Below are 13,227 nucleotides of genomic sequence, written 5' to 3' on the forward strand. Positions count from 1 at the left end.
TCCTGAATAGTTAATTCTCCCTTGGGCTTGAGGTCACTATCGCTGAGAAAACGGGTCAGAAAACGGATGGAGAATTTGTATTAAAATTTAATCCAATAGAGTGAGATTTATTTTATTTGTCATTCCAGTAACGTGTTTGGCTTATGCCGGATTGTTTAGCCGGAATCCAGTGACTTTGATGGAAAAAGGCATATAAAAGACGCTGGATCCCGGATCAAGTCCGGGATGACAAAGCGAAAGTAAAAACCCCACCCCTCACCCCGACGTTTTCGTGAAATAGACACTAAATTGCACTTTTTTGTCCAATTCGTTTATTTTTTTGACATTTTTTGAGTAAAAATGTTATGATTTCATCTTCTCTCACCAAGAGGGAAGATTTTTTTGTAACTGTAGGAGGATTTATGGGAATTGTAATGTCAAATGACGCCAAACCGGGAACCTATTTGGAGATGGACAATAATTTATTTCTGGTTCTCGAGTACAATCATTGTAAACCCGGGAAGGGCGGTGCTTTTATCCGGCTCAAGCTGCGCAATCTGCGCGCAGGAACCGTGGTGGACCGCACAGTTAATTCCGGTGAAAAAATGACCACAGCGGATATTGAAGAGAAGAAAATGCAGTATTTGTATCAGCAGAGTGATGAGTACATTTTTATGGACCAGGAGTCGTATGAGCAAATTTCTTTGAGCACAGCGACGCTGGGGGATAAAGTTAATTGGCTCAAAGAAGAGATGATTATTGATATCATGATGCACAATGGTGAGGCGCTGGATATCCAGGTTCCTTTTAAGGTTGAATTAAAAATTACTCAGACCGAACCCAGCGTACGGGGCAATACAGTGAATAATGTTACCAAAGAGGCGGTTGTTGAGACCGGTGCCAAAGTGATGGTACCGATGTTTGTCAATGAAGGTGAGGTTATCCGAGTGGATACCCGCACGGGAGAATATATTGAGAGGGTTAAATAAATGGTTTCTTCAAGTCAACGAAAGGCGGTGGAAGGCGTGGCAGTAAAAAAGGAACGCGGCGAGACAAGTCCGTTGAACCTCCGGTCACTCAAAAAGATCGTAACGATTATGAATCGGGCAAAAATAACGGAGCTGGATATTGAACAAGACGGTGTTCGCATTCATCTGCGTAAAGGCGAGGGTGTCAATCAAGTGATGGCCACACCGATGATGCAGAGCATGCCCGCACCGCAGCCTGTCATGGTGCCGGCAGCCCCTGCACCGGCGCCCCCCGCCTCCGCAGCTCCGGCAGTGGAGGATGATGCCAATTACTACACGATTAAGTCTCCTATGGTAGGGACTTTTTATCGGTCGCCTTCGCCGGAATCCAAGGCATTTATTGAGGTTGGGGCGGAGGTTTCGGAAAATTCTGTGGTCTGTATTGTTGAGGCTATGAAATTGATGAATGAAATCAAGGCCGAAGTAAAGGGGAAAATTAAAAAGATACTGGTGGAAAACGCGCAGGCAGTTGAATTCGGCCAGCCGCTCTTCCAGGTGGAGCGCAAGGGATAAGCATGTTTAAAAAAATACTCATTGCCAATCGGGGCGAGATTGCCCTACGTATTATTCGCGCCTGCCGGGAATTGGGCATCAATACGGTTGCGGTGCACACGGAAGCAGACAACAATTCTTTGCATGTACGCTATGCTGATGAGGATATTTGTATCGGCAAGGGACCGTCCAAGGACAGCTATTTAAATATTCCGACTATTTTATCCGCTGCCGAGATTACTGATTCGGATGCGATTCATCCGGGGTACGGATTTCTTGCGGAAAATGCTCATTTTGCTGAGATCTGTGAATCTTGTAATCTTGCGTTTATCGGTCCGACACCCAAAGCCATGCGGCTTTTGGGGGATAAAATCGAAGCCAGGGCACTGATGAAATCAATCGGGATGCCTATGCTGCCCGGTTCCGACGGCCCGGTGGAGAATGAAGATGACGCGCTTAGAATGGCCCGGAAAATCGGTTATCCGGTTATCATCAAGGCAACGGCCGGGGGCGGTGGCCGCGGCATGCGCGTCGCCCATACCGATGTATCTTTGTCTACGGCTTTTTTAACTGCGCAGAGTGAAGCTGGGGCGGCTTTTGGTAATTCTGTGGTGTATCTGGAAAAATTTCTGGAGGAACCGCGGCATATTGAGTTTCAGATTATCGCGGACAAGCATGGTCATTGTGTGGCATTGGGTGAGCGCGATTGCACGGTGCAACGCAAAAATCAGAAACTGATAGAGGAATCCCCTTCACCGGTAATGACGCCTGAGATCCGGGACAAGATGATGGACCTGGTTGTTGAGGGGACAAAAAACGCGGGCTATCACACCACAGGTACGGTGGAGTTTTTAGTGGACAAGAATATGAATTTTTATTTTATGGAAATGAATACGCGTATCCAGGTTGAACACCCCGTAACTGAATTGGTAACCGGGACGGATTTGATCAAGGATCAGATTCGGGTTGCTTTCGGTGAAAGCTTGTCGTATACCGAGAATATGACGCCAAAAGGTCATGCTATTGAATGCCGGATCAATGCCGAAGACCCGGATAATGATTTTCGTCCGTCACCAGGTACCATAACCAGCTTTCATATGCCCGGCGGACCGGGTATCCGGGTGGATACGCATGCGTATGCCGGTTACCAGATTCCCCCTTATTATGACAGCCTGCTGGCAAAATTGATTTCCTACGGCTCAACCCGGCAGGAGGCGATCCAGCGGATGCTGGGGGCGTTGGAAGAATTTGTGATTGAGGGTGTTAAAACAACCATCCCGTTTCATTTGCAGGCGTTGAATAAAAGTGCATTTAAGACTGGACAGATTGCTACTAATTTTGTTGAACTGTTAATGAATAATAAGATCTGAGGCAAAGGCAGCGGGTGGTCGCTGTCAGGAGGGAGTATCCATGGAAAATCAAAATCAGAGCGACGCAGGAAGTATTCGAATTTCCGATGAAGCCATTGCCGTGATTGCCGGGCTGGCTGCCTTGGAAGTGGATGGCGTGGCCTCTATGTCGCAGGGAGCGGTTGACGGTATTGCAGAAATGCTGGGGGTGAAGCCTTCCCAGGGACGCGGGGTCAAGGTGGAAGTGCGCAATGAAGATGTTGCCATTGAGATCAATTTATTGGTTGAATTCGGCGTTGATATTCCGGTGGTCTGTCAGAAAGTCCAGGATCGTGTTCGGGAATCGGTTGAGGACATGACGGGATTGAATGTTTCCTATGTCAACATTTCCGTACAGGGTGTCAAGATGAAGGGTGACAAGGTCAAGGTCATTAAAAATCTCAATTCTTAATTAGGTAGGCCAGAGGGAGGAACCACGCATGCGTAGTTTGAATGTTATCATGTTGATTGTCGGGATTGTTGTTGTTATTTGTTTAGGACTTTTAAGTTTGATTAGCGCGATTTATCCCGGCGTATTACTGAATCTCGGTGATTTTATTGCCGGGCCCCTGGTCTATGTGGTTGAAGGCATGACCGGAAGGGTGGTTGCTTTTGCGATCGGGTTGTTGTTGCTGGCCTCATTGATTTATCTGCTGCTGGGCAATCTTCAGGCCGCCCGTCGTGAACGGACGGTGGTTTTACAAAATCCCATGGGAGAGGTTATGGTCTCACTCCCGGCGATTGAAGATTTTGCCCGTGTCTTGAAAGGTAGGATTGAAGGATTGCGTGATATCAAAGGCCGGGTTACGTACACCCGCAAAGGACTCAAGGTTGTTGCCCGGATTACAATCTTTTCAGATTTTAGTATTGCGGATGTGACCGAAAAGGTTCAAGAGGAGATCCGCGCGTATATCCAAAAAACATTGAGTATTGAACAGGAAATTAATCCAACGGTTATCGTGCACAAAGTTGTGAGTCGGGAAAGAAATTTAGAACCACAAGGGATTAAAACCTCAGCCCAGCCGGGTAAGGGAACAACTGAGTTGCCGACCAACAAATAATTTGTGTAGAGTGTAAAAACGCCCCGTGAATAACCGTAAGGTTCGCGGGGCGTTTTTACTTGGGAGATAAAATGAATTCTGTGGATAGAATTTTAGATGCAAATTTAAACCGCGCCCGCGAGGGGTTGCGGGTGGTCGAAGAATGGATACGGTTGGATCTGGAGAATAAACCGCTCCAGCAACGGTTGAAGGCCATTCGACATGCGCTGATTCGGGCGGAAAACAAGCTGCCTGGGAAAAAACTTATCGCCAGCCGTGATGTCAAGCAAGATCCGGGTGCGGCCTATTCAACGGCCGGTGAAAAGCGGAGACGTGACCCGGAAGAATTGCTAAGAGCAAATCTTAGGCGGGTTCAGGAGGCGGCACGTGTTTTAGAAGAAGTGTCCAAACTCAAAGGCGGCGAAGCCGGTAAAGTTTTTAAAAAAATTCGTTTTCAAATATATAATCTCGAGTATGATATTGTCCACAAAATGACATCACACCGAAAACTTAAGAGGACCTAAGCAAGTGTTGTTGTTTTCGGTACCAGGAAGGAATGCTCTCGAATGACTCAATTAGAAGCAGCCAGACAAGGGAACACAACTGAGGCCATGCAACAGGTGGCCGTGGCGGAAAAGCGTACTTCGGAATTTATCCTGCAAGGCATTGCTGAAGGAAAAATTGTTATTCCTTTGAACCCGGCACATGCTGTTTGCCGTCCTACAGGCGTGGGCACCGGTTTGAAAACCAAGGTGAATGCCAATCTGGGCACCTCAACCGATTGCGGCAGCGCGGAGGAAGAATTGATTAAGGCCAAGGTGGCGGCGGATGCAGGTGCGGATGCATTGATGGATTTATCTCTGGGCGGGGATTTGGTTCGTTTGCGGAGCCAGCTTTTAACCGGGTTCCCGCAACCGCTGGGAACAGTGCCTATTTATGAAGTGGCTGTACGCGCGCGGGAAAAACATGACTCTGTACAGGAGATGACCGGGGATGATATGTTGCAGGTTATTCGCGATCAGGCAAAGCAAGGTGTTGATTTTATGACCATCCACTCCGGTGTGACGCAGGAGAGTGTGGAGCGCCTGCGTTCTCAGGGCCGGGGAATGGATATCGTGAGCCGGGGCGGGGCACTCATTGGCGGATGGATGCTGCATCATCAGAAAGAGAACCCCTACTATTCGCGATTTGACGAGATACTTGAAATCTGTCGTCAGCATGATGTTACCTTGTCCTTGGGAGACGGGTTGCGTCCTGGTTGCCTGGATGATGCGACGGACCGGGCACAGGTCCAGGAATTGATTATTCTTGGAGAGCTGGCCCGGCGTTCAAGGGATGCCGGAGTACAGGTTATGATTGAAGGACCGGGTCATGTGCCTTTGGACCAAATTGAGGCAAATATTGTCTTGGAGAAACGATTGTGCGAGGGTGCACCTTTCTATGTTTTAGGTCCGCTGGTAACCGATGTTGCGGCAGGCTATGATCACATTGCCTGCGCCATTGGCGGCGCGATTGCCGCCCGGGCAGGTGCCGATTTTCTCTGCTATGTAACCCCCTCGGAACATCTTCGTTTGCCGAATGCTGCGGATGTGCGCGAAGGCGTCATTGCATCACGGATTGCCGCCCATGCGGCGGATATTGCCAAAGGAATCCCGGGTGCCCGTGAATGGGACCGGGCAATGTCCAAAGCGCGCAAGGAACTTGATTGGGATCAGCAAATTGCCTTGGCGCTGGATCCGGTGAAGGCGAGCGAGCTGCGTGAATCCTCAAAACCAAACAAGCCGGAAGTTTGTACCATGTGCGGAGATTTTTGTGCGGTGAAGGGTATTGGAGATTATCTAAAAAAATAAAAATATCACGGGCTTAATATGCATGACATATAGTTTGTCGCGCCGGCATGATAAGCGGGGATGAAGCAGGGAAATTGATAAGAAAGTATTGGTACAATCCCGCCTTCTTTTTTATACTAAGCGTATCATTTCATGGTGTCGTTTTCGACGGGAGAGCAGCTTGTTTTTTAAAACCACTTCACAAAAAATTGCGCGCTGGGAAGCAGAGCACAATGTTGAGAAAATCATCCGGGTTTTAGCGGATAATGATCCAGCGTTGCGGCGGCAGGCGGTCAAGGCATTGGGTCGTCTGCAAAATATCGCTGCCGCGCAACCGCTCATTGCATTGAAGCGTGATCCGGCATTGCAAAACGAGGTTTCCCAAGCGCTGGAAGCGATTGCGTCCGGTGTTTTTAGGGTTATCGGGAGCACACCGCAAAATAATCGCGAAAAAATATTTATGGAGACGCTGCCGGATTTGTTGCGTGCCATTGGACGGCCGGCAATGCGTGCAGCGCATACTGAGTTGCTCAACAGCAGCGCCCGATCCCGGCTCGCTGCGGTGCAGGTATTGGGCGCATTTCATGCCGGCCAATCGACGCGGCAGCTCATCGACCGCTTGTCTGATCGTGATCCTGATGTTAGACAGGCAGCCTTCCAGGTACTCCGACAATTCGGGACTGCGATTGTTCAACCGGTTTTAGAAAGCATGCTTCGGGATGAGAAACCCATATTTATTACCGTGGCGTCGGAATTAATACGGCAGTTGGCCAACGTACCGGCAGATGAAATGACGGCAATTTATTTTTATATTGCAATACGTGACTTTAAAAAGCTTAAGGAATGTGGAAAAAAAGCGGCAGAACCGCTGGTAGGCCAATTGAGCCATTATGATACGGATGTTTGTCAGGCGGTGGCAACTGCTTTAATGGAAATAGGCCGGCCGGCAATTCCTGCGTTGACCCATGCACTGCGCGCCAAAGAACCTGAAGCACGTATTCGGGTACTGCAGGTGCTAAGCAGCATGCAGGCGCCGGATATGCTTGATTTGTTTTTCAAAAAAATGTCAGACTCCGATGCCGGGGTGCGGGCGGCAGCGCAAAATGGCCTGGAGGAAAGAAAAGTTGAGGCAATTGCTTTGCTGGAAAAGCTGCTGGAAGCGCAAGATACACAGCTAACCCCCACCGTGATCAACCTTTTTTTGAAAATGGGATGGATGCCCAAACCAGGTTCGCAGCGTGTAGCCGCAGCACTCATTCGACAGGATTGGGATGCCCTGGCAAAAGAAGGTTTGGCAGCCGTGGAACCGCTTAGTAACCTTTTAAAAAAAATCCCACCCAAAGATACACACCAAATTCATGCAGTGCTGGCAACATTGGCTCACATCAAAGATTCTAAAGTGATACCGGTCCTGATAGGGCAACTCAAAACAGGAACACTCCCGGTTAGAGAAAAAGCCCTTCAAACAGTGGCTGGATTGGTGGATGGGAAAAGTGTCCGGCAATTAGAAGACTGTTTGGGAGAGCCGGACGATGCAATGCGGGTCATGATCGCCAAGGTACTGTTTGAGCATGGGCAGCCACAATGGAAAAAAGCAGTCAAAGGGAGTGCCGGTGATTTTATAGCGCTGGCAAAACTCGGCAATGATGCGGCGGTTGAACGTTTGTTACAAATTGTCCGGGAAGCGGAGGAGGATGCGGTAAAAAGCGCTGCAACTGATTTAATGCTGCTTGCCAGGGAAAAGCCCGGCATGCTGGTAAAAAACTGGAAATACATTCATGATGTTTTAACCGAACCGCACACGGATGCGCATTCAGATGTTGATTATAACCGCAGCTCTGACTGCACGCATGATGACACGCACAGTGATTTTGGATTTGGTTGGGAGTTTCCCGAAAAACCGCCCAAGGGGATTTCCGGTCCAAGGGATTTTTAAGTTACTCCATAAATGAGGCTTTTTTACAGTGCAGCGAGACATGCCTTTTCCCCATTTCATGATTATTCCTTCATTTGCCTGCCCGGCCCAGTGTACCTATTGTTTTGGGCCGCATCAGGGCGCCGTGATGTCAATGGAGGTTCTTGAGAAGACACTCAACTATATTGAAATGATGGTCCGGAAAAATCGGCCGGAAAAAATTGCCATTACATTTCATGGCGGTGAACCCCTGTGCGCGGGCATTGATTTTTTCAAACATGCTTTGGAGCAATTACAGGTGCGGTTGGGTGATTGGCCGGTTCGCATAAAAATCCAGAGTAATCTTTGGCTGCTGGATGATTCTTTTTGCAGACTTTTTCAGAAACATCGGGTGGTTCTGGGAACCAGTCTGGACGGCCCGCAAATCATTACTGATAGACAACGGGGTGAGGGGTACTTCCAAAAAACCATGCAAGGGATCGAGCGCGCCCGGCAGTATGGGTTGGAGGTGGGGTGTATCGCCACCTTTACAACGGATACGGCCAAGCGCTGGCAGGAAGTGATTGATTTTTTTATCAACCAGCGCCTCAATGTGTCCTTGCATGCAGCGGTTCCTTCCTTGGGGGGGGACGCACATCCACACCACCTGTCACCGCCGGTCTATGCAAGCTTGCTTCCCAAGGTACTGGCCTATTACTTAAAGCGACAAAAAGATATTCAAATATCCTCATTGGACCAGATCGTGCGCGGTGTTTGCAGCGGTCAGGGGGAAGTGTGTACTTTTCGTGAGTGTTTGGGAATGTTTTTGGTGATTGATCCCCAAGGTGTGATCACCTCTTGTCAAAGATTTTGCGGTCACGCCCAATACCAACTCGGTCATATCCGGGACATGCCGGATTTTGCACTGCTTATGCAAAGTCCGGCGGCACAGCAGCTGGCAGTGATGCAAAACCGGATGAAGCAGGCATGCCGTGGTTGCAGTCATTGGCCGTATTGCAAGGGCGGGTGTCTTTACAATGCGGCCCAATCGGGGAAAAATGATCCCTACTGCCCGGCGTATAAAAAAATATTTACAACTGTTCAAACCGGTGTCTTGCAAGCAATGCAGACCCCGGAAGGAATTCGCGCCATGGCGCAAGGGTCAAAGCAAGCAAACACGCAGGAGCATCCGCTCGTGTCTCTGCTTCATCAACGGTATCATCCCAGCCGGACGGCACGCCATGCCAAAAAAATTATTACCGCAGTCGCTTTGGGGCAGGAAAAAACGCCTCAGGAGATTACCGGGATTTTTATTGCCAAGGGATGGTCAAACCAGCCGGAAGCGGTGTTGGCTGCGGTACAGGTTTTACAGGAAAAATTGTATCAACCGGAACCGAAGATGAACAATCTTTATGTACATATTACACAAGCATGTCAGTTACGGTGCAGTCACTGTTATGCAGATTCCGGCACACAAGCCAACCAGGGCTGCGAGCTGCCGCTGCAGACTCTTTCGGATTTAATCCGGCAGGCAGGCAGGCTTGGTTTTCGACAGGTTGTGATTACCGGCGGAGAACCGCTGCTGTACGGGAAGCGTCATCAATTGCTCAAACAGTTGATGGATGGTCGCAAGCGGGTTAGACCGCTCAAACTTATTTTGCGGACAAATTTTTCCATGGCGCTGGATGGGGTGACGATGTCGCAGATTGCGCGTGCGTTTCATCAGGTGGTTGTGAGTGTTGACGGTGATCAAAAAAGCCATGATGCGCGCCGGGGTTTGGGAAGTTATACCGCGGTGGTGGAGAATCTCCGTCATTACCGGGCAAGCACCGCCGGGATACCCGGTGCGGCACAGTTGTCGCTGGCAGCGGTGTTGGCGGATGGCAGCGAAAATAATCAGGCGGTGCAGGCAGTCGTTCGTTTGGCAAAACAATTGAAAATTGAGCGTACCCGTGTGCGTCCTCTTTTGCCATTGGGCCGGGCCAGGCATTTTGAAATTCAACCTACGGCTAAAATATTGGGACAGGGTATGAACAGTATGCAAAGTTTGCAGGAAGGGATACACATAACCCGGAATTGCGGGCTGGGGCAAAATCTGTACATTGCATCTTCCGGCGAGGTTTATCCGTGTTATGCCCATTTTAACCCGGCAGACTGTTTGGGAACAATCCACGAGCTGGGATTGGCGGAGATTATGTTGTTGCCGCGTTTTAAACAATGGCGCGCCACGCAGGTTGATCATGATCCTGTTTGTAAAACCTGTGAGTATAAGTATTTATGCGGGGGTATGTGCCATGCTTGGGATAGAGAAAAAGACGGCTGTCAGGCACTGAAAAAAAAATCCCAACAGCTTTACCAGACCGCAATGCGGTTTTTAGGTGTGAAAGAAAAAGCAATGATTTCGTCGATAGGTTAAAATATCCAGGTTAGGCTCAGCATGCCGGAGAGTTCTTCTTCTTTGTCCTTGTTGACTTTTTCTACATCAAGCGGTTTGCCTTCAATACTCCAACCGGACGGGGTATAGGTGGTCAGGCCGTAGGTGGTAGTGAGGCTCACTTTCCAGGGGCCGTCTTCAATGCTGATGCCGAAATTTCCTGTGCGGGTATAGGCCGCTTCACTAAGAAGTTCAGCTGATTCTACTGAAATCGCGGGGATCGAGTATGAGACAACGTCGGCAATACCCTCTTCATCGTAGTTTATCGTCTCTTTTGTGATTGTCTCGACCTTGCGGTAAAGATTCGATTCATAGACCACCCGCTGATCCACATAACTGGCGCGAACAGTAAGGCCTTTGATAATTTGATACTGAGCTGCAAAGGTAAAATGTGTATAACCTGAATCAGCCAAAAACTCATTATCGCCATCCTGGCGAGAGAGGGAAGAGCCAAGATTATACTGCAATCCAATAATTGAACCTTCTGTGGGAACCAGTGCGGCACCAATGCTGATGCCGGAAGAAGCGGTTCTGATCAAGGGTTCCAGGCTGCTTTTTGCGGTGTTGAGTAACTGGAGTGTGCCGGTAGGATAGGGATGTTCCACACCGTGATTGTTAAAGCTAACACCGAAACGCAGGTCATCCTTGCGTACCATTGGCAGGCGTACACGGAACTGGAGCTCATAGTCCAAGGTTCGTAAAGCTGCATCCAGCAATTCCCGGCTGTCCCACAAACGGAACGTATCTTCATAAAGGTAATCAACATTTAACCCGATATCCATGACGGACTTATAGGTATAGATACCATGGAGTCCCGCTTGGAGGGGCCGGCTCTCCAAGGTGTAAGCTTGTAGGGGGCTCTCAAACGCGGTTTGGCCCTTTCCACCCTGGAGGGTGATACCGAGGTCCAGGACATCCGCATCATCAAACATTTCCTGTAAACGATACGCGAAACCCGCTTCAGCACTGGCCCGGGTGGATTGTTCTTCAAACGTTAGTTCAGTTGAGCGTATTTTTGTACCTAAAATACCAGCACCAATAGCCAAATTGGGCATGAGACGGTAAGCGCCGCGCAGCCATCCGCCGGTTTGCCAGGATAAAGGGCGTTCGCTAAAATCAGTAGAAAAAGTAGTTTGCCAATCAGCCAAAGGAATCAACTGTAATGAGATGTTTTCTACCGGAGAGATACGCACACCTTGGTAAAGGTTTTTTCCGTAGGTTGCCAGACTGGCAGCGGCCAAGGATTTTTTCCAGGAATAGACTCTATGTGGCGTCAATGTGGTTCCATCTGGAGAAACATTGGGATAGGCTACATAAGTTTTAGAAACTTCAATCGTTTGAGAGTAAGCGCCAATTGAATTGGATAAATCGTCATTGGTATAGGTAGAGATTGAGTGTGATTTGATTTGTATCCCGCCCTCACCAGGGGTGAATTCTTCCAGATCAACAATACGCCTGGCTTGTAAGGAAAGGTCAAGACGGTTTTGTTCCGCAAGAAACGCCAAGCCGGCGGGGTTGCCAAAATTAAATAAAGAGAGCCGGGTGGTTTCATCTTCCAAAACAAGATTGGGATTTCCCAACCCTTCGGATGTGGCATAATCGGCAAAAACCGGGGTGATAAAAAAGCAGCCTACCAAAAGGAAGCTGCTCAACAGGGATGTCTTAGTAAACTGCATTAAAGAAAGGCCTCCTGAGGATTCAAAAGATATGGCGCTTCCCGGGTGGTACAAAACACCTGCGCGCCGACCGAACAGCATATTGATGCCCTACAGGGTCATTAGCCAAGAAAAGCAACTATTTTCCTGCGACAGGGCGAATAAATATGTTGCTGATAATAACCTTGACGCATCGGTATGTCAAGCGCTTGCTTGACGGTGATCCACATTTTTGCTATGATTTTGCTCCGTGCATGATGGTGGTATAGACCCCGGTGCCCGGAAAAAGATCAAAAAAACGCGCTGTTTTTTTTACGCTTCCAATGTCATATTATGAAACGTATAGTGGCGACAAAATACAGGTGGAAACAGCATGGCCATGGTATGGATACGCTTCAACGATAATAGCAATCGGGATTATCCCATTGTCGTGAACCCGGGCACACTTAAAGAAGTGGGTGTGCTTACCCACAAACAGGTAAAAGGCAGCCATGCCTGTATTATTTCTCATCCCAGAATTTTTAAGCTCTATGGTGCCCGGGTTGTTCGTTCGCTTAAAAAATCCGGATTTCAAACGGATATTTTTCTTGTGCCGGAGGGGGAGCATACCAAATCCCTGGCAATGGCGGAACAGATTATTGGAAAAATGATACATGTCCGGGCAGACCGAGCTTCTTTTATTGTAGCGCTGGGCGGTGGCGTGGTGGGTGATTTGGCGGGATTTATAGCGGCTACCTATATGCGTGGTATTTCTTTTATACAAATTCCAACCACCTTACTGGCCCAAGTGGATTCATCTGTGGGGGGCAAAGTCGCGGTCAACCATGTGCTGGGTAAAAATCTTATCGGTGCATTTCAGCAACCCCGGTTGGTGGTAACTGATCCGGAAGTACTTGAGACCCTTTCCGGACGGCAGTTGCGCTCCGGCATGGCGGAAATGATCAAGGCGGGAATTATTGCGGATGCGGATTTTTTTACTCAGTTGGAAAAGAAAATGGAGCAGATCGTCCGGCTTGAGATGACAGTGCTGAGCTGGGCGGTGGCTAAAAGTTGCAGTATTAAAGGTCATGTTGTGGAACAAGATGAACGTGAACAGGGCGTAAGAGCGATTTTAAACTATGGGCATACATTTGGGCATGCGCTGGAGACCTATCATCATTATCGTGGTTATCTCCATGGCGAGGCAGTTGCCGTGGGTATGGTGATTGCCGCGAGATTGGCGTATGCTCTGGGTGTATGTAACGAGACTATTTGTAATCGTCAAATTGAATTGATCTCAAGGGCGGGCCTACCGACCCGTGGCAAAGGTGAAAAGGCGGAAAAGATCTTGCAGCTCATGAAAGCTGACAAAAAAGTTAGCGCGGGTGAAAATAATTTTATATTGACACCCAATATGGGTCATGCTACGATTATGAAGAAAATACCGTCTTTTTCTATGCGCCGGGTGCTTAAGGCCGTTCTCGGAAGTGCCTGAGGGCGGAGGTTATT

The 13,227-nt window shown here is 48.7% G+C and carries 11 protein-coding genes; 10 read left to right on the plus strand and 1 reads right to left on the minus strand.

Features of this window, described 5'->3' with window-relative positions; genetic code table 11:
* The first annotated feature begins 407 nt into the window (after positions 1-407).
* The 9 genes from efp to K8S19_06840 all read left to right on the plus strand — a co-directional run bounded on the left by efp (position 408) and on the right by K8S19_06840 (position 10,066).
* The gene (gene efp, locus K8S19_06800) at positions 408-968 is read left to right on the plus strand and encodes an elongation factor P (protein MCD4813384.1); all 561 of its coding nucleotides are present in this window, start codon (positions 408-410) and stop codon (positions 966-968) included.
* On the plus strand, positions 969-1,520 hold the full coding sequence (gene accB, locus K8S19_06805) for an acetyl-CoA carboxylase biotin carboxyl carrier protein (GenBank protein MCD4813385.1): 552 nt from the start codon (positions 969-971) through the stop codon (positions 1,518-1,520).
* 2 nt (positions 1,521-1,522) lie between these two features.
* Positions 1,523-2,869 (plus strand): acetyl-CoA carboxylase biotin carboxylase subunit, encoded by a 1,347-nt coding sequence (accC, locus tag K8S19_06810; GenBank protein MCD4813386.1) that lies wholly within the window; start codon positions 1,523-1,525, stop codon positions 2,867-2,869.
* 40 nt (positions 2,870-2,909) lie between these two features.
* A complete protein-coding gene (locus K8S19_06815) occupies positions 2,910-3,299 on the plus strand; it encodes an Asp23/Gls24 family envelope stress response protein (protein ID MCD4813387.1) in 390 nt (129 codons plus the stop codon).
* A 28-nt stretch (positions 3,300-3,327) separates the two neighbouring features.
* Positions 3,328-3,948 (plus strand): alkaline shock response membrane anchor protein AmaP, encoded by a 621-nt coding sequence (gene amaP, locus K8S19_06820; protein ID MCD4813388.1) that lies wholly within the window; start codon positions 3,328-3,330, stop codon positions 3,946-3,948.
* Between the two features lie 71 nt (positions 3,949-4,019).
* Positions 4,020-4,451, plus strand: a complete 432-nt coding sequence (locus K8S19_06825) for a hypothetical protein (protein MCD4813389.1) — start codon at positions 4,020-4,022, stop codon at positions 4,449-4,451.
* 42 nt (positions 4,452-4,493) lie between these two features.
* Positions 4,494-5,777, plus strand: coding sequence for a phosphomethylpyrimidine synthase ThiC (gene thiC, locus K8S19_06830; protein ID MCD4813390.1), 1,284 nt, complete (start codon positions 4,494-4,496; stop codon positions 5,775-5,777).
* Positions 5,778-5,937: 160 nt separating this feature from the next.
* Positions 5,938-7,692, plus strand: coding sequence for a HEAT repeat domain-containing protein (locus tag K8S19_06835; protein ID MCD4813391.1), 1,755 nt, complete (start codon positions 5,938-5,940; stop codon positions 7,690-7,692).
* 28 nt (positions 7,693-7,720) lie between these two features.
* Positions 7,721-10,066, plus strand: a complete 2,346-nt coding sequence (locus K8S19_06840; GenBank protein MCD4813392.1) for a TIGR04083 family peptide-modifying radical SAM enzyme — start codon at positions 7,721-7,723, stop codon at positions 10,064-10,066.
* Here K8S19_06840 and K8S19_06845 read toward each other — a convergent pair.
* On the minus strand, positions 10,063-11,760 hold the full coding sequence (locus K8S19_06845; GenBank protein MCD4813393.1) for a hypothetical protein: 1,698 nt from the start codon (positions 11,758-11,760) through the stop codon (positions 10,063-10,065). The genes K8S19_06840 and K8S19_06845 overlap by 4 nt on opposite strands.
* A 358-nt stretch (positions 11,761-12,118) precedes the next feature.
* On the opposite strand from K8S19_06845, the gene aroB reads away from it, so the two are divergent.
* Positions 12,119-13,213: a 3-dehydroquinate synthase gene (gene aroB / locus K8S19_06850; protein MCD4813394.1), complete on the plus strand. Its 1,095-nt coding sequence runs from the start codon at positions 12,119-12,121 to the stop codon at positions 13,211-13,213.
* The last annotated feature ends 14 nt before the right edge of the window (positions 13,214-13,227 follow it).

The sequence above is a fragment of the bacterium genome, from assembly GCA_021108215.1.
Classification (GTDB): domain Bacteria; phylum Oederibacteriota; class JAAXVQ01; order JAAXVQ01; family JAUVAV01; genus JAIORK01.